This is a genomic window from Urbifossiella limnaea (genome assembly GCF_007747215.1).
Lineage (GTDB): Bacteria > Planctomycetota > Planctomycetia > Gemmatales > Gemmataceae > Urbifossiella > Urbifossiella limnaea.
Map to the genome: position 1 here is coordinate 4,292,938 of NZ_CP036273.1, position 20,406 is coordinate 4,313,343.

The 20,406-nt window shown below is 71.0% G+C and carries 24 protein-coding genes; 13 read left to right on the plus strand and 11 right to left on the minus strand.

All coding sequences use genetic code 11. From position 1 onward, the window contains the following. Positions 1-28: 28 nt before the first annotated feature. Entirely contained in the window at positions 29-1,225 is a 1,197-nt protein-coding gene (locus ETAA1_RS17550) for a M50 family metallopeptidase (RefSeq protein WP_145240684.1), read from the minus strand. Positions 1,226-1,340: 115 nt separating this feature from the next. Between ETAA1_RS17550 and ETAA1_RS17555 the strand changes: the two genes are divergently transcribed. Continuing rightward, positions 1,341-1,853, plus strand: coding sequence for an NUDIX hydrolase (locus tag ETAA1_RS17555; RefSeq protein ID WP_145240686.1), 513 nt, complete (start codon positions 1,341-1,343; stop codon positions 1,851-1,853). A 91-nt stretch (positions 1,854-1,944) separates the two neighbouring features. Here the strand turns inward: ETAA1_RS17555 and glgC are convergent, their stop codons facing one another. The 3 genes from glgC to hpt are packed head-to-tail and all read right to left on the minus strand — an operon-like array spanning position 1,945 to position 4,857. Then, positions 1,945-3,207, minus strand: a complete 1,263-nt coding sequence (gene glgC / locus ETAA1_RS17560; RefSeq protein ID WP_145240688.1) for a glucose-1-phosphate adenylyltransferase — start codon at positions 3,205-3,207, stop codon at positions 1,945-1,947. Between the two features lie 16 nt (positions 3,208-3,223). Further along, positions 3,224-4,339, minus strand: a complete 1,116-nt coding sequence (locus ETAA1_RS17565; protein WP_145240690.1) for a glycosyltransferase — start codon at positions 4,337-4,339, stop codon at positions 3,224-3,226. Continuing rightward, positions 4,336-4,857 carry a hypoxanthine phosphoribosyltransferase gene (hpt, locus tag ETAA1_RS17570; protein ID WP_145240692.1) on the minus strand — a complete coding sequence of 174 codons (522 nt, stop codon included), beginning with the start codon at positions 4,855-4,857 and terminating at the stop codon, positions 4,336-4,338. Before hpt ends, ETAA1_RS17565 begins: the two co-directional genes overlap by 4 nt. Positions 4,858-5,028: 171 nt before the next feature. Here hpt and ETAA1_RS17575 point away from each other — a divergent pair, with 171 nt between their 5' ends. From ETAA1_RS17575 to ETAA1_RS17585, 3 genes are all read left to right on the plus strand, one after another. Beyond that, the gene (locus ETAA1_RS17575; protein WP_145240694.1) at positions 5,029-5,586 is read left to right on the plus strand and encodes a 3'-5' exonuclease; all 558 of its coding nucleotides are present in this window, start codon (positions 5,029-5,031) and stop codon (positions 5,584-5,586) included. A 3-nt stretch (positions 5,587-5,589) separates the two neighbouring features. Continuing rightward, on the plus strand, positions 5,590-6,327 hold the full coding sequence (locus tag ETAA1_RS32925; protein WP_238389243.1) for a hypothetical protein: 738 nt from the start codon (positions 5,590-5,592) through the stop codon (positions 6,325-6,327). 186 nt (positions 6,328-6,513) lie between these two features. Beyond that, positions 6,514-7,209, plus strand: a complete 696-nt coding sequence (locus ETAA1_RS17585) for a hypothetical protein (RefSeq protein WP_145240696.1) — start codon at positions 6,514-6,516, stop codon at positions 7,207-7,209. Between the two features lie 13 nt (positions 7,210-7,222). Here ETAA1_RS17585 and ETAA1_RS17590 read toward each other — a convergent pair whose 3' ends face one another. After that, positions 7,223-8,374, minus strand: coding sequence for an NAD-binding protein (locus ETAA1_RS17590; protein WP_145240698.1), 1,152 nt, complete (start codon positions 8,372-8,374; stop codon positions 7,223-7,225). Between the two features lie 126 nt (positions 8,375-8,500). On the opposite strand from ETAA1_RS17590, the gene ETAA1_RS17595 reads away from it, so the two are divergent. From ETAA1_RS17595 to ETAA1_RS17630, 8 genes are all read left to right on the plus strand, one after another. Further along, positions 8,501-9,904, plus strand: coding sequence for a serine/threonine protein kinase (locus tag ETAA1_RS17595; protein WP_145240700.1), 1,404 nt, complete (start codon positions 8,501-8,503; stop codon positions 9,902-9,904). Continuing rightward, positions 9,904-10,713 (plus strand): sugar phosphate isomerase/epimerase family protein, encoded by an 810-nt coding sequence (locus tag ETAA1_RS17600; RefSeq protein WP_145240702.1) that lies wholly within the window; start codon positions 9,904-9,906, stop codon positions 10,711-10,713. The genes ETAA1_RS17595 and ETAA1_RS17600 overlap by 1 nt, the downstream gene beginning before the upstream one ends. A gap of 16 nt (positions 10,714-10,729) precedes the next feature. Further along, positions 10,730-11,218 carry a DinB family protein gene (locus ETAA1_RS17605; RefSeq protein WP_145240704.1) on the plus strand — a complete coding sequence of 163 codons (489 nt, stop codon included), beginning with the start codon at positions 10,730-10,732 and terminating at the stop codon, positions 11,216-11,218. Positions 11,219-11,319: 101 nt separating this feature from the next. Beyond that, positions 11,320-12,366 (plus strand): alpha/beta hydrolase, encoded by a 1,047-nt coding sequence (locus tag ETAA1_RS17610; RefSeq protein ID WP_145240706.1) that lies wholly within the window; start codon positions 11,320-11,322, stop codon positions 12,364-12,366. A gap of 61 nt (positions 12,367-12,427) precedes the next feature. Then, positions 12,428-12,649: a hypothetical protein gene (locus ETAA1_RS17615; protein WP_145240708.1), complete on the plus strand. Its 222-nt coding sequence runs from the start codon at positions 12,428-12,430 to the stop codon at positions 12,647-12,649. Then, on the plus strand, positions 12,646-13,071 hold the full coding sequence (locus ETAA1_RS17620) for a type II toxin-antitoxin system VapC family toxin (RefSeq protein WP_202920192.1): 426 nt from the start codon (positions 12,646-12,648) through the stop codon (positions 13,069-13,071). The genes ETAA1_RS17615 and ETAA1_RS17620 overlap by 4 nt, the downstream gene beginning before the upstream one ends. A gap of 506 nt (positions 13,072-13,577) precedes the next feature. Beyond that, positions 13,578-14,747, plus strand: a complete 1,170-nt coding sequence (locus tag ETAA1_RS17625; RefSeq protein WP_145240710.1) for a dipeptide epimerase — start codon at positions 13,578-13,580, stop codon at positions 14,745-14,747. Positions 14,748-14,855: 108 nt separating this feature from the next. Then, positions 14,856-15,698: an alpha/beta fold hydrolase gene (locus tag ETAA1_RS17630; RefSeq protein ID WP_145240712.1), complete on the plus strand. Its 843-nt coding sequence runs from the start codon at positions 14,856-14,858 to the stop codon at positions 15,696-15,698. Positions 15,699-15,703: 5 nt separating this feature from the next. Here ETAA1_RS17630 and ETAA1_RS17635 read toward each other — a convergent pair whose 3' ends face one another. The 6 genes from ETAA1_RS17635 to nusB all read right to left on the minus strand — a co-directional run bounded on the left by ETAA1_RS17635 (position 15,704) and on the right by nusB (position 19,321). Beyond that, a complete protein-coding gene (locus ETAA1_RS17635) occupies positions 15,704-15,883 on the minus strand; it encodes a hypothetical protein (protein ID WP_145240714.1) in 180 nt (59 codons plus the stop codon). Between the two features lie 278 nt (positions 15,884-16,161). Further along, positions 16,162-16,569, minus strand: coding sequence for an FHA domain-containing protein (locus ETAA1_RS17640; protein ID WP_145240716.1), 408 nt, complete (start codon positions 16,567-16,569; stop codon positions 16,162-16,164). A 164-nt stretch (positions 16,570-16,733) separates the two neighbouring features. Then, complete coding sequence (locus ETAA1_RS17645) at positions 16,734-17,177, minus strand: hypothetical protein (protein WP_145240718.1); 444 nt, start codon at positions 17,175-17,177, stop codon at positions 16,734-16,736. A gap of 68 nt (positions 17,178-17,245) precedes the next feature. Beyond that, positions 17,246-17,797, minus strand: coding sequence for a hypothetical protein (locus ETAA1_RS17650; RefSeq protein WP_145240720.1), 552 nt, complete (start codon positions 17,795-17,797; stop codon positions 17,246-17,248). 187 nt (positions 17,798-17,984) lie between these two features. Next, positions 17,985-18,881, minus strand: coding sequence for a PHP domain-containing protein (locus tag ETAA1_RS17655; RefSeq protein ID WP_145240722.1), 897 nt, complete (start codon positions 18,879-18,881; stop codon positions 17,985-17,987). After that, positions 18,878-19,321, minus strand: coding sequence for a transcription antitermination factor NusB (gene nusB, locus ETAA1_RS17660; protein ID WP_145240724.1), 444 nt, complete (start codon positions 19,319-19,321; stop codon positions 18,878-18,880). Before nusB ends, ETAA1_RS17655 begins: the two co-directional genes overlap by 4 nt. A gap of 75 nt (positions 19,322-19,396) precedes the next feature. Between nusB and ETAA1_RS17665 the strand changes: the two genes are divergently transcribed. Then, on the plus strand, positions 19,397-20,389 hold the full coding sequence (locus ETAA1_RS17665) for a C-terminal binding protein (RefSeq protein ID WP_145240726.1): 993 nt from the start codon (positions 19,397-19,399) through the stop codon (positions 20,387-20,389). Positions 20,390-20,406 lie beyond the last annotated feature (17 nt).

Here is a 20,406-nt window from a genome sequence, read left to right on the forward strand (position 1 = left end):
TGGCCATTGGTGGGTCATTGGTCGTTGGTCATTCCCGCCGGTAGCGGGCGCTGAAGCGCTCCAGGAAGCGCCGCTCCTCGTCGGTCAGCGAGCCCATTCCGGTCGCGGCGATCTTGCCCAGCAGCTCCTCCATCCGCTCCTCGTCGCGGACGCGCTGGGCGTTCTCGGCGGCGATCTTCCGCGCCTTGCGGGCCTGCCACCAGCGGGCGAGCGCCCCCTGCTTCCGCTTCGGCCGCGGCGGGGGCTCGTCGTCCCGCTCCAGGCTCGTGTACCCGGCCGAGAAGTCGTACCCGAACGGCCCCTCGTCGGTGTCCAGCTGCTGGAGCCGCTGCGAGCACGAGTACAGCATGAACAGCGACAGCCCCATGAACAGCGTCTCGTTCGCCGCCACCGACACGATCAGGAAGATCAACGCGAACGCGAACCCGGTGTACGCCGCCACGGTCACGCCCCGGCGGAGGTCGGACCGGCCCCAGACCACCGACTGGAGCACCTGCCCGCCGTCGAGCGGGTACGCCGGCACCAGGTTGAACAGGAGGAGCACCCACGACAGCCAGAAGGTGCGGTTCAGCCACACCGCCCAGCCGGGGGCGACGGCCCGCTCGCCGGGCATTCCCGCCGCCACTTCCGCGGCCGTCTCCGGCTTCCACGCCACGCGGCTCTGGAAGCCCGTCTCCTGCCGCTTCGTCAGCACGTCGTACAGCACGCTCTGCGGCAGCTGCTCGTTCGTGCCGGCCTTGTACACCTTCAGACCGTACTCGCTGGTGTGGTCGCGGCCGTCGCGGTAGTTGTACATCTCCGAGACGAACGGGTTGGCCAGCGGGTTCGCGTTCGGGACGAACCCGGACACGAGCAGGGGGACCGCCACGGCCACGCAGATGAGCGCGTTCACGGCCGGCCCGGCGACGGCGGTCAGGAGGTGCGCCCGCGGCGTGTTCGGGATCTCGACCATCGCCAGCCCGCCGAGCGGCCAGATGAGGATTTCGCGGGCCTCGCCGCCGAGCGCGCGGGCGGCGAAGGCGTGGCCGAACTCGTGCAGCAGGATGACGACGAACAACAGGACGATGGTGAACAGGAACACGTCGCCCCATTCGATGGGGTTGTCCTTGGCGGTGACCTGACGGACGAACAGGCCGAGCGTCACGATGATGAAGAAGACGTGCAGCTTGACCGGGATGCCGGACGCCCGGAAGAGCGGTAATGCCCAGCTCATCGGATCGCGCATCGAGCCACCCCGTCCCTGGCCGGCCGGCGGGTTGCCTGCCCCCGCGGGTCATCTTATCATCGCCGGGAGCGTGCCGCAATTCGGCCCCCTTCCCGCACTTCCGGCAGACGCCCCGATGCCCCGCGAGATCGTCTACACCGGCCGCCGCGTCTCGGTCGCCATCGACACCTTCACCGCCGCGGACGGCTCGACCGTCCGCCGCGACTTCATCGTGCACCCCGGCGCGGTGGTGATCTTGCCGGTGTTGGATGCGGAAACCGTGGTCCTGCTGCGGAATCATCGCTGGGTGGTGGGCGAAACGTTGTGGGAGGTTCCCGCCGGCACCCGCGAGCCGAACGAGCCGCTGGAGGCGTGCGCGAGGCGCGAGCTGGCCGAGGAGACCGGCTACACCGCGGCGAGGTGGACGTACCTGGGCTTCCTGTACGCTTCGCCCGGCGTGATGAACGAGCAGCTGCACCTGTTCGTGGCCGAGGACCTGACGCCCGGCCCGATGGCGCTCGAGGCCGACGAGCAACTGGAGCCGGTGACGGTGCCGCTGGCCGAGGCGGTGCGGATGTGCCTGAGCGGCGAGGTGAAAGACGCCAAGACGATCACGTCGCTGCTGCTGTGGGAGCGCCGCGCGAAATGACCAATTACCAATGAGCCACCAATGACCAGGGTAAACGAGGCTGGTCTTCCTTGGTCATTGGCGGGTCATGGGTAAGTGGTCGTTCCCGGCGTCAGCCGGGTAGCGGGTTCGGCGCGAGGAACGTGTCCGCCGGCTCCGTCTTCGGCACGACCACGATGCCGCCGTCGGTGATCGTGAACCCGCGACGGCGGTCGAACTCGGTGTCGTAGCCGAGCACCGTGTACGGCGGCAGCTTCACCTCCTTGTCGATGATCGCCCGCCGGACGCGGCAGTACCGGCCCACGTCCACGCCGTCGAGAAGGATCGAATCTTCCACGACGGCGTAACTGTTCACCCGCACCCGCGGCGACAGCACGCTCCGCCGCACCTGCCCGCCGGACACGATGCTCCCGGGGCAGACCAGACTGTCGAGCGCCTCGCCGCGGCGGGACTGGCCCGGCGGGCCGTCGGCGCTGAACACGAACTTCGGCGGCGGCAGCTGCGGGTGGAACGTGCGGATCGGCCAGTCGCCGTCGTACAGGTTCAGTACCGGGTCGATGGCGATCAGGTCCATGTTCGCCTGGTAGTAGGCGTCCAGGGTGCCGACGTCGCGCCAGTAGGGCACCGACTTGCGGTTCTCGTCGCGGAACCGGTAGGCGAACACCCGCTGCCCGTTCTCGATCATCCGCGGGATCACGTTCTTGCCGAAGTCGTGGTCGCTCCCCGGCGTCGCCGCGTCCTCGCACAGCAACTCGAACAGCAGCCGCGTCGGGAACACGTAAATCCCCATCGACCCGAGCGCGTGGTGCGGGTCGCCGGGCATCGGCGGGGCGGTCGCCGGCTTCTCCAGGAAGCTCTTGGCCCAGTCGTCCGGCGACGTTTCCAGGATGCCGAAGTGCCGCGTCTCCGGGAGCGGGACGGGGATGCAGCCGATGGTCACGTCGGCCCCGCGCTCGCGGTGGGCGCGGATCATCCCGGCGTAGTCCATCTTGTAGATGTGGTCGCCGGCCAGGACCATGATCAGGTCACAGTCCTCGCGCTCGATCGAATAGATGTTCTGGTAGATGGCGTCGGCCGTCCCCTTGTACCACGTCTCGTCGATTCGCTGTTGCGGGGGGAGCACCTCGACCGACTCGCCGAGTTCCGGACTCATGAAGCTCCACCCGGCCCGGATGTGCCGGTCCAGCGACCGCGACTTGAACTGCGTCAGCACCAGGATGCGGCGGAGGCCGCTGTTGATGCAGTTGGACAGGGTGAAGTCGATGATCCGGTACAGCCCGCCGAACGGCACGGCGGGCTTGGCCCGGTCGCGGGTCAGCGGTTCGAGCCGCGACCCCTTCCCGCCGGCGAGGATGACCGTCAGCACGCCGCGCATCGCTTTGCCCGTCCGGTCAGGGAGAGCCGCCGCGGGAGCGGCGGGGGAGTTCGTCGTACACCCGGGCGAACGGGGCGGCCATCCGCCCCGCGTCGAACCGCTCGGCCGCGCGGGCCTTCCCCGCCGCCCCGAACTGGGCCGCGGAGGCCGGGACCGACAGCAGGACGTGCGTGCGGGCCGACACCTGCGCCTTGTCGCCGACGGCGACCAGGAAGCCGGTTTCGCCGTCCTCGACGACCTCGGTCAGGTCCGGGTTGCCCCAGGCGACCACCGGCCGGCCGGCGGCCATCGCCTCCAGTGCAAGGTTCACGCCGCCGCGCGGCTGGAGCACCCACACCGCCTCGGCCAGCCCCAGCAGCGCCGGCAGGTCCGGCCGCGCGCCGGCGAAGTGAACGCGCACGTCGTCGAAGGCAAGGGACTGCACGAACGCGTCGAGGTCGGCCCGGCCGGGGCCATCCCCGACGACCACGAGGTGCAGGTCGGGGAAGGTGTATCGCAGGATGTCGAACGCCCAGATGGCGGACTTCAGGCCGTCGCTCGGTTCGAGCCTGCCGGCTGTGAGGATGAGGCGAGCCGTCGGCGGCAGCCCGAGGTCGTTCAGGACCGCGGCGCGGTCCGGGGTCGGGGGGGCGGGTTCGACCGCGGGGGGGATGCGCGTCAAGTTGTCCCCGACAACGCCGAGCCGGCGGTACGCGTCGGCCTCGGCCCACGACGCGGCGACGACACGGTCCGCGGCGCGGAGCGCGCGCGTTGCCGCCCACCCGCCAAAGCCGGTGCCGGGGTGCGCCGCCGCGGACGCGACCAGCGGCGGCCCGCCCCAGCGACTGAGGGCGCGGCCGGCCTGCACGGCCGACGGCCCCCACGCGTGGACCGCCGTGGGGGCGAACGCGGCGGCCAGGGTCCGCAGCTTCCGCCGACCGGCCGGGTCGAACGCCGACCGCAGCGGTGTCGCCTGCACGCTCACGCCGGCGGCGCGGAGGCGAACGGCGGCATCCGTGTCGTCATTCCCGAGAACCGCGACGGCGGGCGTGACCCCGTCCGCCGCGAGCCGCGGCAGCAGGAGCGCGAGTTGCTTCGCGGCGCCGGTGGCGCCGAGGTCGGAGGCCAGGAACAGCAGGCGGGCGGCGGTCACGCGGCCGGCCCGTCGAGGACGCCGATGTACGGCAGGTGGCGGTGCTCGTCGTTGAAGTCGAGCCCGTAGCCGACGACGAACCGGTCGGGGATGGTGAACCCGACGAAGTCCGGGTCGAACGGCACCTCCTGCCGCCCGACCTTCCGCAGCAGCACGCCGGCCTTGACCGTCTCGGCCCCCCGGTCGAGCAGGTGGGCCACCACCCGGGTCAGCGTCTTGCCGGTGTCGAGGATGTCGTCGAGGAGAAGGACGTGCCGGCCGCGGATGTCGGGGAGGAGTTCGTCGCGGATGAGGAGCTTGCCGGGGGTGGTGGCCTCGCCGCGGTAGCTCGACGCGGTGATGAACGCGACCCGCACGGGAAGGTCGATGCGGCGGATGAGGTCGGCCATGAAGACGAGGCAGCCGGTGAGGATGCCGACGACGGTGACCGGCCGGCCGTCGTGGTACGCGGCCCCGATCTCCGCCGCCATGCGGTCGATGCGCTCGCGGATCTCGTCCGCGGTGATGAGCACGTCCATCCGCTCAGTGTCCCGTTTCGCGCCGCGAGTTTCAAGCGGCGAACCGGCGGCGTCGGCCGCCGGGTGAGGGTGGCAGGTTGCCCACGCGCACACCCGGCGGCCGACGCCGCCGGTTCGCCTTCCAATAGACTTATCGCGGTTCGCCCGTCGTCCGCGACCCGTGGAGCGCCGATGGCCAAGCGGCTCGATCAGGTTCTCGTCATCGACATCGAATCGACCTGCTGGGACGGCGGCTACCCGCCGAAGGGGCAGAGCAACGACATCATCGAGATCGGCCTGTGCCCGCTGGAGCTGAGCACCGGCCGGCGGCTGGAGAAGAAGAGCATCCTGGTGCGGCCGGAGCGCTCGACGGTGAGCCCGTTCTGCACGCAACTGACGACGCTGACGCAGGACCAGGTGGCCGGCGGCGTGGCGTTCAAGGACGCCTGCAAGATGCTGGAGGACGAGTACCTGTCGCAGGCCCGGCTGTGGGCGAGCTTCGGCGACTACGACCGGAAGCAGTTCGACAAGCAGTGCCGTGAGACGGGCGTGCGCTACCCGTTCGGCCCGAGCCACCTGAACATCAAGACGCTATTCGCGGCCGGCCGGGCGCTGCCGTCGGAGTTGGGTCTGCCGCAGGCGATGGCCCTGAGCGGCCTGAAGTTGGAGGGCACCCACCACCGCGGCCACGACGACGCCTGGAACATCGCCGCCGTGCTGTGGGAGATGCTGCGGAAGCTGCGGGGGTGAGCGATGACGGAGGCGGCGATAGCGTGGGTCGGCTTCAATGACGCCTGGCTAATGGTGGACTGGATCGGCACTCATCTCAGCGAGCGGAAACACCGCTTGCTTGCAGTCGCGTGTTGCCGCCGGATTGATGAACTGATCCTGCACTTTCCGCAGGCGCTGCGTGCGGTCGTACTCGCAGAACGAATCGCCGACGGAGGGCCGGTGACCATCGAAGCGATGACCCTGCGCCGTGATATGCCGGAACGCGCGTTCCTTTGGATCGACGGTTACCGGCAAGAAAAGAAGAACAACCTCATGTACCATGCTGGGAACGCCGCGGCGAACTGCCTTGCTGGGATACCCGCCCCACCGAACTCATGGGCAGGTAGCTACGGCGGCCGTCTTGAGCAGGCCGTTCAGGACACCTCCTATCTCGTCGCCCATTCACGACGCCGGGATGATCGGGAGGCCTTGAGATCGCAGCATCTCGATGAACAGCGGCGGACCTTGGTGCCACTGGTCCGGTGTGTGTCCGGCAATCCATTCCACCCGTCACCGTTCTCACCGACATGGCGCACCGAGGCCGTGGTCGGGCTCGCGCGCGGGATGTACGAGTCGCGGGGCTTCGGCCCCATGCCGGTCCTCGCGGACGCGCTCGAGGACGCCGGCTGCGCCGATGCCGCCATCCTCACCCACTGCCGCGGCGACGGGCCGCACGTCCGCGGGTGCTGGGTCGTGGACCTCGTGCTCGGTAAGGAGTAGCGCGACGGGCGCGGAACGTCCGGAGCCCCGAAGGGGCGGCAGGCCTCCCAGGGCTGACGCCCTGGGCTATTGACTGCCGCCCCTTCGGGGCTCCGGGCACACCCGTCGCCTGACGCCGGCCGCTCGCCGTCGGCGCCCCGCGCCGTATCCTGCCCGAATCGCTCTCGCCGCCTCCAGGACCGACCCGTGTTCGCGTTCGCCCTCGTGGTCTGCCTGGCCGGCATCTTCTGCCTCGCGCCGCTCGCGCTGTACCTTCTCTGGCTCGCCGTCCTCAACAAGAAGCGCCGCCCCACCGTCGTCCCCGGCGGGTGGGACTTCGCCGCCCTCTGCGGCGGCCTGTCCGGGTTCATCCTGTTCGGCGGCGGCCTGGTCCTGACGCTGCTCCAGTCGAACGCCCGCTACCTGTTCCGCCGCAACCTCGAAGCCCTCCGCGCCGCCTGGGCGGAGGAGCAGATGGCGTGGCTCGCCGTCGCCGCGGGCTACCTGTTCGTCGTCGTCGGCGGCGGGCTGTTCACGCTCGTGCTGCGGCGGCGGTCGCTGGTGATTTACAACGTCGAGCCGGGGGCGGTCGAGGCGGCGGTCGCCGAGGTGTTCGACCACATGGGCAAGGCCGTGACGCGCACCGGCAACCTGTGGTCCGGCCCCGACCCGCTGTTCGAGCTGGAGCCGTTCGCGGCCGGGAAGAGCGTCTCGCTCCGCTGGGTGAGCAACGACGACCGGCTGTTCGAGGAAGTGACCCGCCACCTCCGGCCGGCCGTCGCCGACCTGGCGCCCGCGGAGAACCCCACGGCCCGCTGGCTCACGACGGCGGCGGTCGGCATCCTGGTCGTGGTAGTGTTCTTCGTCGGCGTGATGGCAACGAGCCTGGGGGCGTGGCGGTAACGGGCGGCCCGCTTCACGCCGCGCGCCGGAGCGCGACCCCCTGCCCCGTCAGCAGCGCCACCACGCGGCGCACCTGCTCGTGGCCGTCGCGCAGCAGGAAGCCCGAATCGCGGCCGAAACTCTTTGCGCCCAGCAAGAAGTACCCCGGCTCGCGAGTCTCGGGCCGGCCCGTCGGCTCGTCCACCTTCAGGCCCGTGCTCAGCCGCAGGTCGGCGCGGTAGCCGACGCACGCGATCACCCGCTCGACCTCCCACGTCACCGGCTTCCCGGCCCCGCGGCCGCCAACGCGGAAGCCCTGCTCCGGGCCGTGACACACCACCTCGTCCAACAGTGTTTGTGCGTGGAATTCGAGGTTACCGTCGCAGCGGGTGGCCAGCGAGTTGGCCTTCACCGCGAGGCGGTCGCGCTCCTTCAGCGGGTCGTTCGCCAGCCGCGGCAGCGGGGCGCCGCGCGGGCCGTTCGTGAGCCAGAACACCCACGTCTCGGCGTGCTCCTCGGCGAGCGCGGCCAGTTGCAGCACCGTCGCCGCGGCCGTGTACCCGTCGCCGATCACGGCGATACTCTTGCCGGCGTAGTGGCCGCGGCGGTCGCCGAGAACGTCCTCGAAGCCGGCGGCGATGTGCGGCCGGGCGGCCAGCTCGCCGACCGCGGGGAGGTTGCCGTCGCCGAGCCAGTTCGGCGTGTTGAACGTGCCGGTGCAGTCGAGTACGGCGTCGGCGGTGTCGATCCGCTCGGCGCCGTTCGCGCCGCGGAGTAGCAGCCGGAACGGGCGGCGGCCGTCGTCCGGCTCCGATTTCTTGAGCGACCCGGCCCGGCCGATCGCCAGCACGGCGTGCTGCGGGTTCATGCACTCAAGCAGCGCCTCGGACTCGGCCAGCGGCACGAGGTACGCTTCGCGGAACTGCCGGCCCGTGAGTAGGTCAGTGTCCGCGGGTACGTCCTTGGCGCGGCGCTCCTGGCGAAGCGTTTGCAGGCCCAGACTCGTCGTATTCATGCCGAACGGCGTGAACATGCGCGCGTGGCCCCAGCGGGCGAGGTGCTCGCCGACCTGGCCGCGGTCGTAGACGCTGACGCGGCAGCCGGCGGCCTTCGCGGCCAGCGCCGCCTCGACGCCGACCGGTCCGGCCCCGATCACCGCCACCCGCGGCGGCTCCGCCTTCACCATGGCACCCCCCCTGCGCGACCGGCGGACCATACCCGCACTGCGGTGCGGGGGCAACACGTGTCCGCCCCACCGCCCCGCCGGGTGATACAATCCCCTCACCCGCCGACCCCGGACCGAGCCCCGCCGATGCCCTCCGAATCGATCGCCGGCTTCCTCGACGAAGCGAAGGCGAATCGCGTCCTGATCCCCGAGCAGGTCGAGCAGCTGATCCGCCAGCCCGACGTGCCTCAGGAAAACCTCGACGCCCTGTGCGCGTACCTGGAAGACCGCGGGGCGCTGACCCGCTTCCAGGCCGACGCCCTCCGCGCCGGCCGCGGGGGCGACCTCACGTTCGCCGGCTACCCCGTCCTCGACGAGATCGGCCCCTGCCCCGGCGGCACCGCCTACCGGGCACTCCACCCGTCGCTCCGCACCCCGGTCGTGCTCCGCCGCCTGCGCCCCGCCGCGCTCCTGCCGGCGGACAACCCGGCGGCCCTGGTGCAGCGGGCGCGGTCGTTCCCGACGTACCACCCGAACCTGCTGGCGCCGCTGGACGCGGGGGCGAGCGGCGACGAGTTCTACGCCGCCGTCGAAGAGCCGGCCGACATGGACACGCTCGAACAGCTGGTCGTCGAGATCGGCCCGATGCCGGCGTTCCTGGCCGCGGAGTTCGGCCGGCAGGCGGCGTCGGCCCTACGCACCGTGGACGAGCGCGGCCTCTGGCACGGCGACGTCCGCCCCGCGAGCCTCCTCGCGGGCCCGATGACGGTGAAGTCGACCGACGACGGCCACGCGAAGCGCCGCCCCGCGCCGAACGCCGCGGTGAAGGTCGCGGAGCTCGGGCTGGTGCCGCTCCGCCCCGCGGCGTCGGCCGCACCACCGGCCCTGGGGGCGATCGCGTACCTCCCGCCGGAGCGCGTCGATCACGCCTGGTACGACGCCCGCGGCGACCAGTACGGCCTCGGGGCCAGCCTGTACTACCTGCTGACCGGCAAGCCGCCGTTCGCCGCGTCGAACCCTGACGAACTCCTCCAGCAGGTGCGCACCGCGGAGCCGCTGCCGCTCGGCTCGCTGCGGCCGGACCTGCCGGCGCCGTTGATCGCCGTCGTCGAGCGGCTGATGGCGAAGCGGCCCGAGCAGCGGTTCGCCCGCTTCGCCGACGTGGAGATGGCACTGATCCCGTACTGCCGGCCGGGCACGGTCGCGCCGGCGGTGCCCGTTCCCGCGCACCCGACGCCGGTGCCGGAAGCGGCGGCCGTGCCGGAGTCGGCCGAGTCGTTCCCGGCCGCGGGCGCGGAGTGGGGGGCGCCGGACACCGACGCCTTCACCACGTCGCACGCCGCCGCGGGGCCGGTGTACAAGGAGCGCAAGCCCGCCGACCAGAAGCGGACGCGGCTCCTGATCATCCTCGGCCTCTGCCTGCACACGAGTGCCATGCTGCTGCTGGCGGCCTGGATTTTCGGGTGGTTCGAGCCGAGCCCGGAGCCGACGCCGGTGCCGCCGAAGAACGAGAAGCAGAAGGAGAACAAGAAGAACGTCAGGAAGGCGTGATGAAGCCGTGCGTCAGTCAGGCCTGCACGATGCCCGCGGCCGTCGCCGACGACCTGGCCGCGTTCGCCGCCGCCGGCCTCCCCGCCGCCGAGGTGTGGCTGACGAAGCTGGAAAAACACCTCGAAGCGGTGTCGGCCGAGTCCACGGCCGCGTTCCTGGCCGAACAGGGGATAACACTCGCGGCCGCGGCCTACCAGGGCGGGCTGCTCCTGTCGCAGGGTGAGGCCCGGCGGGCGCACTTCGAGCACTTCCGCCGGCGGCTCGAGCTGTGCCAGCGCTTCGCCATCCCGACGCTGCTCGTCGCCGCCGACTTCGCCCAGAAGCCGGACGGCCCCAGCCTCGGCCGGGCGCTCGTGTCGCTGACGGAAGCCGCCAAGTGGGCCGCGGGCTTTGGGGTGACGCTCGGCCTGGAGTTCCGCGGCGGCGACGCCTTCCTGAACAACCTGGACACCGCACTCACCCTGGTCGAGCGCTGCGGCGAGCCGAACGTCGGCGTCTGCCTCGACGTGTTCCACTACTACAAGGGGCCGAGCAAGCCCGAAGACCTGGAGCGGCTCACGGCGAAGAACGTGGTTCACGTGCAAGTCTGCGACGTGGCCGGCGTTCCCCGGGAGGTGATGACCGACGCCGACCGCGTGCTGCCCGGCGAGGGCGACTTCCGGCTGGAGCCGATCGTCCGCCGGTTGCGCGAGATCGGCTACGCCGGGTACGTGTCGCTGGAACTGAACAACCCGGTGCTGTGGCAGCTGCCCCCCGCCCAGGTGGCGGACGCGGCGATGAAATCTCTCACGCGATTATTACGATCCTGAACGCCGAGGACGCCCGATGTTCGACCGCGAGCGGCGGCTTTACGCAGACCAGTACGGTTACGCCCGGCAGCTGACCGCCGACATCCCGGACGAGGAGTTCGCCGAGGAGCCGGTGCCGGGGATGAACCACCCGGCGTGGATCCTCGGCCACCTCACCGTCACCGCCGACTTCGGCCTCCACCTGCTCGGCGAGAAGCCGGTGGCCCCGGAGGGTTGGGGCGCCATGTTTTCGCCCGGCTCCGTCCCCGACCCGAACCGCGGCAACTACCCCACGAAGGCCGAGTACCTGAACGCCTACGAGGCGGCGCACGCCGGCCTGTCCGCGGCCGTTGCGGCCCTCGACGACGCCCGCGCCGCGAAGCCGAACCCCGTGGCGAGCCTGAAAGCGCGCTTCCCAACGCTCGGTGATCTGGTGGCGCACCTGCTGACGACGCACGAGGCGACGCACCTCGGCCAGCTGTCGGCGTGGCGCCGCATTATGGGGAAGAAGGGCGTGTCGGTGTAACCGGTGGCCAGGAGACGGTGGACAGGAGGCAGACCGAACGCGACAACTCTGATTGTCCCCTGTCTCCTGTTCCCTGTCCCCTTCCCGCCGGAGCCCTCCCCATGTTCCGCCTCCTCGCACTCGCCACGGCGCTCGGCGTGGCTCTCACCGCCACCGCCCGCCAGGACACGCCCGCCAAGAAGGCCGCGCCGGCCACCAAGGCCGCCCAGCCCACCAAGAAGGACGCCCCGAAGGTCAGCGGCCCCGCACCGACGGCCGAGAACGTCCACTACGGCCCGCACGAGCGCCAGGTGCTCGACTTCTACAAGGCCAACAGCGCGACGCCGACGCCGGTCGTGTTCGCCATCCACGGCGGCGGCTGGGTGAACGGCAGCAAGGACGGCTACCGCGGCGCTGCCAAGCGGTACAACGACGCCGGCATCTCGCTGGTCGCCATCAACTACCGGATGGTGCCCGAGGCCGCGGAGAAGAAGATCGACCCGCCGGTGAAGTGGCCGCTGGAGGACGCGGCGCGGGCGCTGCAGTTCGTGCGGTCGAAGGCGACGGATTGGAACATCGACAAGGTGCGCATCGGCGCCACCGGCGGCTCGGCCGGCGGGTGCTCGTCGCTGTACCTGCTGTACCACGACGACATGGCCGACCCGAAGAGTTCGGACCCCGTGGCCCGCGAGAGCACGCGCCTCTACTGCGCCGCGGTGGACGGCGCGCAGACGACGCTCGACCCGAAGGTGCTGCGGGAGTGGATGCCGAACTACACCTACGGCGGCCACGCCTTCGCCATCGTCGGCCCGGACGGCAAGCGCGACGCCGGGTTCAACACGTACCACGCGAAGCGGGACGAGTTGCTGCCGAAGATCAACACGTACTCGCCGATGGCGCATGTGTCGAAGGGCGATCCGCCGGTGTTCCTCTTTTACAGCGGCATGACGAAGCAGAAGGACAAGGACGGGAAGGACGTGACCGTGCCGTCGGCGACGGTGAAAGGCGAGTCGAAGCCCGACCCGACGCACTCCCCGCTGCTCGGCGCGATCCTGATGGAGAAACTCCAGGCCGAGGGCGTGGAGGGCATCTTCGTCCACCCCGGGATGCCGCACCCGAAGTACAAGAGCAGCGCCGACTACCTGATCGACCGGCTGAAGGCGAAGTAGCAAGGCGCGCCGGGGTCGGTACCGTTAAAATACATGATCGAGTACTGACTCCGGGGGGATCATGACACAGACCATCGCGGCGCATTTCGACGGGCGTGTGATCGTCCCGGACGGCCCGGTCGAGTTGCCGACCGGCCTCCCGCTTCGCATCCGCGTCGAGTTGGCTGACAACCCCGAGCCGCGATTCGCCGCTCTACTCGGCTTCGCAGCCGACCTTCCGGACGCACCGCCCGACCTTGCGGCCCAACACGACCACTACCTGACCGGGACGCCCAAGCGGTGACAACGCCCCTGGGCGACGTGTTCGCCGACACCGTCTTCTGGGTCGCCCTGGTCGTTCGGGCCGACCAGTACCACGCCCGGGCGCAGGTGTGGTCCCAGCGGGTGACGGGCCGGATCGTCACGACCGACGCAGTACTCACGGAGACTGCCAACACGCTGGCCCGACCTGACTGGCGGAGTCAGGCGGTGGCTCTGATCGACCATTTACTCGGGCGGGCCGACGTGGAGGTCGTGCGGGCCGGTGCGGACCTGTGGGGCCGGGCATGGGACTTGTATCGGCGGCGACCGGACAAAGGGTGGGGGCTAACTGACTGCCTGTCGTTCGTCGTCATGGCCGACATCGGGCTGACCGACGCGTTGACGGCCGACGACCACTTCCGCCAAGCCGGGTTCCGGGCCGTACTTTTGGAAGAGCCCAGCTAAGACGATCGTAGCTCGGTGACGAAGGCCAACACTGGGGGAGGTCGCCGTGTGCCGGTACGCGTTTGTGGGGCCGTACAAACGACACTTCGCCTGCTTCAAGTGCCGAAAGGGATTCAAACGACCTCCGGTTGCGGATCGGGCAGCCTCTGAGGCCGACCCCGCACCGTGCCCGGCATGCGGGGACTGGATGACCGAGATGGGACTGGACTTCAAAACTCCTCCCCACGACGACACCGAACAGTGGGCCGTCATCGAGCACGTCCGTCGGCTGGGGTATGGGCACATGGACTGCGGTTGTGGCGGAAATGGACCACTACCGACCAAGTGGGGCCAAGTACCAGGCTTCCTGGCTGCCCGGCATCCGGAATCGGCTGGCGCGGGGCTGGTAGCACGGTTTGCCAATGGACGTGAAGGCGACAGCAATTAACGGCGAGTTGTCGCGGAAACAACCCGGTTACAGTCACCAGCACCCGCCATCCAAACACGCTCCTCACACCCCGGACACGATGCGCGTCGTCGAACTCGAAGCCCGGCACGTCCGGATCGCCCTGCGGCGGAAGGTCACCCACGCCAGCCACTCCCGCACCGACACCGACAACGTCGTCGTCCGCTGCGTCCTCGCCGACGGCACCGTCGGCCACGGCGAGGGCGTGCCGCGCGACTACGTCACCGGCGAGACCATCGACTCCTGCCTCGACCGGCTCGCCGCGAGCGACCTTCCCGCGCAACTCACCCCCTGCGACGACTTCGTCGCGGCCGTCCACCTCGCCGAGCGGTTGAAGCTCGCCCCCGAGCCCGGCGACGACCGGCTCATCCAGGGGAACGCAGCCCGCTGCGCCCTCGAACTCGCCGTCCTCGACGCCTATGGGCGGGCGTTCGGCGAGCCGCTGATGAACGTCACCCGGGCCGTCGCCCCGGACCTGTACGAGCCGCGCGAGCGCGTCCGCTACAGCGGCGTCATCGGCAACCCGAAGGGGTGGAAGGGCCGCGCCTACCCGCTCGTCTACCGCCTCGCCGGGTTCGAGCAGGTGAAGTTGAAGGTCGGCATCCCCGACACCGACGACGTGAAGCGGACCAGGCGCACCCGCCGCTGGCTCGGCTCGAAGATGGACCTGCGCATCGACGCCAACGAGGCATGGAGCGCCGCCGAGGCCGCGGACAAGATTCGGGCGCTGGAGCCGTTCGGCATCACGAGCGTCGAGCAGCCGGTGCCGCACGAGGAGGTCGCCGGGCTGGCCGCGGTGCGGAAGGCGGTGAGCACGCTGCTGATGCTCGACGAGTCGCTGTGCGGAGCCGTGGACGGCGAGCGGGCGGTCGCCGGTGGCTGGTGCGACCTGTTCAACCTGCGGCTGTCGAAGTGCGGCGGGTTCATCCCGACCCTGCGGCTGGCGCAGATGGCGAAGCGGGCCGGCCTCGGCTATCAGCTCGGCTGTCAGGTCGGCGAGACGGGCATCCTGTCGGCCGCGGGGCGGCACTTCGCCACGAGCGTCTGCGGCATCCGCTACCTGGAAGGCTCCTACGACCGGCACCTGGTGTGGGAAGACCTGACCGCCGAAGACCTGACGTTCGCCCGCAACGGCACCGCGCCGATGCTCGTCGGCGCCGGGCTGGGCGTGAGCGTCGAGCCCGCGAAGGTGGACTGGGTGACGGTGAAGCGGGTGTCGCTGATCGGGTGACGAAAATGCCTGGCGAGCCGGGGGGCGTCAGCCCCCGGATTCTCGTTCCACCCGCCGCGAGAATCCGGGGGCTGACGCCCCCGGCTCGCCTTCCGATATTCTCACCCCATGACCGCCCCGCTGCTCTCGCAGTTTCGCGCCTCCGACGGCTACTGCTTTTACACCCGCTTCTACCCCGCAGCCGGCGAGCCGCGCGGGCGGCTCGTCTTCGTCCACGGCATCCGCAGCCACGGCGGCTGGTACACGCGGTCGTGTTCCGACTTCGCCGCGGCCGGGTTCGACGTTCACTTCCTCGACCGCCGCGGGGCGGGCCTCAACACCGTGGGTCGCAGTGATGCCCCGTCCTTTCGCCGACTGATCGACGACGCGGCCGAGTACGTGCAGCACCTGCGAGCGGAGAAGGCGTGGCTACCGGTCGTGCTCGCCGGCATCTCGTGGGGCGGCAAGCTCGCGGCCGCGCTGCCGTACCGCCGGCCGGGGCTGATCGACGGGATGGTGCTGCTCTGCCCGGGGCTCGTGCCGAGGGTGGCGCCGCCGCTGCCGACTCGCGCCCGGATCGCGCTGGCGCGGGTGTTCCGGCCGGGGAAGTTCTTCCCGATCCCGCTGAACGAGCCGGAGCTGTTCACCGCCGACGCCGAGTGGCGTGCGTTCCTCGACCGCGAGCCGCACGGCCTCCGCGCGGCCACGGCCCGCTTCCTGTTCGCCAGCTTCGGCCTCGACATCTACCTGCGGCGTGCCGTGAAGCGCGTGACGGTGCCGACGCTGCTCGTGCTCGGCGAGCACGACCGCATCATCGACAACGCGCAAACGCGGCTCTACGCCGGCCGCTTCGGGCGGCCGGTCGAGTTGCTCGACTACCCCGGGGCGCACCACACCCTGGAGTTCGAGCCGCCGGGCCACCCGTGGGTGGGCGACGTCACGAACTGGATGGAACGCCGGCTCGGGGTGTGACCTCGTCAGCGGATCGCCGACGCCGCGACGACGAGGATCAGCATCGCGACGAGGCCGACGGCCAGGAACCAGAGCGCCACGTGCTCCTTCGGCCGCTTGGCGGCGGCGAGGGCGTTGGAGCGTACCTCCTTGCGGTGCTGCCGTCGTTCCGCGTCGTGCCGGGCGTGCTTGGTCGCGCGACTCATGAGCCGGGCCTCCTTGGGCGGCGTGCGCCGCCGTGCCCCCGGTGTGGGGGCGGGCCGCGGGTCGGACCCCGGACTGGTCGGAGAGGGGCCCGCAGCCCCGAAACATGCACTTGAACCCTACACCTGACGCGGGCCGGTGTCGAGCAGGAATCCGAGGATCGGGGGCGGTTTGGAAGTGTCGGCGTCCGCCAGCCGGTCCTGCTCGCGGACGCCCGAGCTGATGTTCCACTAACGGCGTGACATGTTGCCGCGACCCGGTGTGCGGCGCGGCGGCAGAATCAGCCGCGGTCGCCGGGCTTCTTCGGCTTCGCCAGCCCCGCCTTCTCCAGCAGCGACTGGCCGAACACGTTCTCCTCCTCGGCGAACACGTCGTCGATCGCGGTCCCCTCGGCGAACTCGTAGTGGATGACGTAGTTGTGGCCGGCGATGCCGATCTCGTCGCCGGGGCGCAGCGGCCGCCGCTGGGTCCGCTCGCCGTTCACCTTCACGCCGTTGGTGCTCCCCATGTCGCGGAGGAACCACACGCCGCTCTTGAACGCCAGCTCGGCGTGAACGCTCGACACGTTCTGGAACTTCAGGCAGATGTCGCACGACTCGCGGCGGCCGAGCGTCATCACGTCGGCGATGAGGGGGATGGCGTCGCCGCCGCCGACCGGCACCAGCTCGCCGCGTCGCGTGGTTGACATGGGAAGAACCTCGCCCGCAATCGGGGGAATGAAATCGGCCGGCACCGCGCCCGACCGTGGCACCCATGTTAGCCGGTTCGGACAGCGCTGGGAACGGGTGACGCGAACGGAAAACGCCCGGGGGGTGCTCCCCCGGGCGTCGCGTGCGAAGTGTAGGGGCTGCGTTACGGGGCGACCGGCGTCGGGATCGAGATCGGCGCCGTGGGCACCGCCCCGGTGCTCGGCGGCACGATGTTCGGGTGGATGGCGGGAGCCGGGGCCATCACCGGAGCCGGGCCGCCGGGCATCGGGCCGTAGTAACCGGCCGGGCCGGGGAAGTACGGGTTCACCGGGAAGTTCCCGCCGGCCGGCGGCCCGTAGAACGGGGCGTGGACGGGGGCCGGCGTTTGGAAGTGGCCGTCGTAGGGCCAGTACAGGTACCACGGGGCCGCCTGGAAGGCCGGCAGCTGGCGGTTGTGGTGGTTGGCGAACAGGTACGGCCCCAGCCGCGGCGTGTGCGGCTGGCTCATGAACGGGCTGCCGTGGATCCGCCCGTCGGCCATCGCCGACGCGGGCAGGGCCGCCAGCGCGGCCGCGGCCGCGATCACACTCTTGCGCAGGTTCAGCATCTCGGTCGTCCTCCTCCGTGGGACTCGGCGCACCTCCGTGAGCGCACCGAGCGAAGTTCCGAAGCGAATCAGGGGGCGGTGGTGCCGCCGACCGGCACGATCAGGCTGGGCGTCTCGGCGTAGTACGCTGCCGACGCCCCGGCGTGTCCGAACCCGGTGTACCGGGCTTCGGCCGGGCCGCTGGTGACGACCGCCGCCGCCGCCGCCCCGCACGAGTTGCACCCGTGCGAGCCGTGGCGGTGGAACAGCTGGTGCCCGCCGCCGCAGGTGCTACACCCGCCGTTGCCCCAGGCGTGGCCGCCCACGCCGTGGCCCTGAACGCGGCTCCCGGGCTGCCAGCCGTGGATCCACCCGTAGGTGTTCCCGCCGCCGCCGCCGCCGTACCCGCCCTGGTAGCGGAGGTACGCGTCCCACGGGCCGTACGGCTCGAACGGGTAGTACCCCGAGTACGGGCCGTAGTTGAACAGCGGGCCGTGCTGGTGCTTGTACGGGAACATGTGGAGCGCCCAGCCGCCACACTTCAGGCCGAAGGTGTTGGGGCCGTTGTGGGCGCCGGCGACACCGGCCGAAAGGCACAACAGCGGGGCGGCGAGGGCCGCGGCCGCGAGGGTCCGTCTCATCGGGGCTCATCCTTGCGAGTGCGCCCGGACCCGTGGCCTTGCCCTGGCCCCGTCCCTGATCCAGGCCCACCATCATTGCCCCGAATCGCCGCCGTGCCAGGGGAAGCGGTCGGAAGCGCGAGGGGTTGCGGAGACGGGATCGCGCGCAACAGCGCCGACCGGCGGGGCGGGCACAACCGGAACGGCTTCACGCAGGGGCGGGGGTGGCGCCGCACCGCCGGCGCAACTCGTCCAGGTGGTCCAGCGGAACGGCCGTGCTGCCGACGCGGCGGTGGGCGGGGTTCGGGCCGTGGCAGTCGCTGCCGCCGGTGCGGACGAAGCCGAGCTTCGCCGCGACGGAGCGCAGCCGCCCGCCCGGCGACGAGCGGCCGAAGGGGTACTCGGACTCGATGCCGTCGAGCCCCGCGGCCCGGAGCCGGGCGAACTGCTCATCCGACAGGTCCGGCGGGTGCGCCAAACTCGACGCGCCGCCGGCCGCGCGAATGAGGCGGATCGCGTCTTCGATGGGGAGCGTGATCTTGGGCACGACCGCGGCGCGGAGCGGGTGCACGTAGCGGTAGAACGCCCCGTTCACGTTGCCGCTGAAGCCGCAGGCGACGAGCAGCGCCGCGACGTGCCGCCGCCCCAGGCTCGCCGCGCGCGCCGCAATCAATTCGGCGCGGTCGGGCGGAATCACGGTTCCGTTCGCGGCCAGTCTCGCCACGAAGTCGAAGAATCGCTCGCGCCGCCGCTCGCAGACGCGGCGCAGGGCGTCGGCCAGTTCCGCGTGGTCGGGCCGGACGAAGTAGCCGAGCAGGTGCAGCTCGCGGCCGTCGAGGTCGGTGCTGATCTCGACGCCAGGCACGACTTCGAGCGGCTTCCCCCGCACGCTGCTCGCGGCGTCGCACGCCTCCGCCACTCCCGCGAGCGTGTCGTGGTCCGTGACGGCGACCGCGCTCAGCCCGGCCTCGCGCGCCAGCGCGGCGACCTGGGAGGGCGTGTACTCGCCGTCACTGGCGATGGTGTGGACGTGGAGGTCGGCCCGCGGCGGGCTGGCGAGCCGGTGGAGTTGCGAGCACAGGGCCGTGAACGGGGACCGCCTCACGACGCCGCCGGCCGCTTCTTGGCGATGCGGTCGAGGACGCCGTTGACGAACCCCGGCGACTCCTTCGTCCCGAACCGCCGCGACAGCTCGATCGCCTCGTCGAGCACGATGTTGACCGGCTGCCGGGCCGGGTCGTGCAGCAGCTCGTAGCTCGCCAGCCGCAGCACGTTCCGGTCAACCGGGCTCATCCGCGACAGCCGCCAGTTCTCGGCCACGGACGAAATGACGGGGTCGATCGCGGGCTGATTGCCGAGCACGCCGTCGTACAGGGCCAGCGCGAATTTGGTGAGTTCGGCGCTCCCCTTCAGCCGCTCCTCGTTGGCGAGCCGGTCGTGGGCGAAGCGCTCGACCGCCTTGCGCGGCATCCCCGCGGGGTTCTGGTCCTTCAGGAACAGGAGTTGAAGGGCGACTTCGCGGGCGCGGGAGCGGCGGGTCAGCATCCGGCTATCGTAGTGGATTTCCGGCCCCGAGGCGGTACAACGCCGGCACGACCCCACACCCTCCCCGGACGACCCATGCCCCGCTTCCGCGTCGCCGTCACCGACTTCATCAACGACGACCTGTCCACCGAGCGCGACGTCCTCGGCGACATCGCCGACATCACCGCCTACGACGCCTACACCGAGGCCGACCTGGCCGGGAAGATCGACGCCGCCGACGCGGTGATGATCTACCACAACCTCGAACTGACCCGCACCACGATCGGCCGGCTGACGAACTGCAAGCTCATCGTCCGCTGCGGCGTCGGCTTCGACAACGTGGACCACCGGTACGCCCGGGAGCGCGGCATCCCCGTCGGCAACGTCCCCGACTACGGCACCGAGGAGGTCGCCGACTCGGCCATCGGCCTGATGCTGGCGATGACGCGCGGCATCAACTTCCTGAACAACCGCCTCCAGCGCAAGGTCGGAACGTGGATGTACACGCCGGTCGCACCGCTGCGGCGGCTGCGCGGCCGCGTGTTCGGCGTCATCGGCCTCGGGCGCATCGGCGCCGCCGCGGCGCTGCGGGCCAAGGCGCTCGGCATGGACGTGGCCTTCTACGACCCGCTGAAGCCGGACGGGTACGACAAGGCGATCGGCGTCCGCCGCGTGGAGAAGCTCGACGACCTGCTGCGGCAGAGCTTCGTCCTCAGCGTCCACTGCCCGCTCACGCCCGACACCAAGAACATCGTCGACGCCCGCGCCCTCAGCCTGATGCCGGACGGCTCGTACCTCGTGAACACCGCCCGCGGCGCGACCGTCGACGCGGCCGCGATCCCCGCCGCCGTCCGCAGCGGGAAGCTGGCCGGGGCGGCGATCGACGTGCTGCCGTTCGAACCGCCGCCGGACGACCACCCGCTGCTGGCTGCGTGGCGCGACCCCGCCGACCCGTGCCACGACCGCGTCATCGTCAACCCGCACTCGGCGTTCTACTCCGAGGAGGGGTTGCTCGACATGCGCGTGAAGGGCGCCCAGGCGTGCCGCCGGGCGCTACTCGGCGAGCCGCTGCGGAACGTGGTGAACTGACGGGGTGCGCCCACGGG

Bases quoted from the DNA above. Each gene is read 5' to 3' on its own strand.
- ETAA1_RS17550 (WP_145240684.1), bottom strand. From the start codon at position 1,225: ATGCGCGATCCGATGAGCTGGGCATTACCGCTCTTCCGGGCGTCCGGC.
- ETAA1_RS17555 (WP_145240686.1), top strand. From the start codon at position 1,341: ATGCCCCGCGAGATCGTCTACACCGGCCGCCGCGTCTCGGTCGCCATC.
- glgC (WP_145240688.1), bottom strand. From the start codon at position 3,207: ATGCGCGGCGTGCTGACGGTCATCCTCGCCGGCGGGAAGGGGTCGCGG.
- hpt (WP_145240692.1), bottom strand. From the start codon at position 4,857: ATGGACGTGCTCATCACCGCGGACGAGATCCGCGAGCGCATCGACCGC.
- ETAA1_RS17575 (WP_145240694.1), top strand. From the start codon at position 5,029: ATGGCCAAGCGGCTCGATCAGGTTCTCGTCATCGACATCGAATCGACC.
- ETAA1_RS32925 (WP_238389243.1), top strand. From the start codon at position 5,590: ATGACGGAGGCGGCGATAGCGTGGGTCGGCTTCAATGACGCCTGGCTA.
- ETAA1_RS17590 (WP_145240698.1), bottom strand. From the start codon at position 8,374: ATGGTGAAGGCGGAGCCGCCGCGGGTGGCGGTGATCGGGGCCGGACCG.
- ETAA1_RS17595 (WP_145240700.1), top strand. From the start codon at position 8,501: ATGCCCTCCGAATCGATCGCCGGCTTCCTCGACGAAGCGAAGGCGAAT.
- ETAA1_RS17600 (WP_145240702.1), top strand. From the start codon at position 9,904: ATGAAGCCGTGCGTCAGTCAGGCCTGCACGATGCCCGCGGCCGTCGCC.
- ETAA1_RS17605 (WP_145240704.1), top strand. From the start codon at position 10,730: ATGTTCGACCGCGAGCGGCGGCTTTACGCAGACCAGTACGGTTACGCC.
- ETAA1_RS17610 (WP_145240706.1), top strand. From the start codon at position 11,320: ATGTTCCGCCTCCTCGCACTCGCCACGGCGCTCGGCGTGGCTCTCACC.
- ETAA1_RS17615 (WP_145240708.1), top strand. From the start codon at position 12,428: ATGACACAGACCATCGCGGCGCATTTCGACGGGCGTGTGATCGTCCCG.
- ETAA1_RS17625 (WP_145240710.1), top strand. From the start codon at position 13,578: ATGCGCGTCGTCGAACTCGAAGCCCGGCACGTCCGGATCGCCCTGCGG.
- ETAA1_RS17630 (WP_145240712.1), top strand. From the start codon at position 14,856: ATGACCGCCCCGCTGCTCTCGCAGTTTCGCGCCTCCGACGGCTACTGC.
- ETAA1_RS17635 (WP_145240714.1), bottom strand. From the start codon at position 15,883: ATGAGTCGCGCGACCAAGCACGCCCGGCACGACGCGGAACGACGGCAG.
- ETAA1_RS17640 (WP_145240716.1), bottom strand. From the start codon at position 16,569: ATGTCAACCACGCGACGCGGCGAGCTGGTGCCGGTCGGCGGCGGCGAC.
- ETAA1_RS17645 (WP_145240718.1), bottom strand. From the start codon at position 17,177: ATGCTGAACCTGCGCAAGAGTGTGATCGCGGCCGCGGCCGCGCTGGCG.
- ETAA1_RS17650 (WP_145240720.1), bottom strand. From the start codon at position 17,797: ATGAGACGGACCCTCGCGGCCGCGGCCCTCGCCGCCCCGCTGTTGTGC.
- nusB (WP_145240724.1), bottom strand. From the start codon at position 19,321: ATGCTGACCCGCCGCTCCCGCGCCCGCGAAGTCGCCCTTCAACTCCTG.
- ETAA1_RS17665 (WP_145240726.1), top strand. From the start codon at position 19,397: ATGCCCCGCTTCCGCGTCGCCGTCACCGACTTCATCAACGACGACCTG.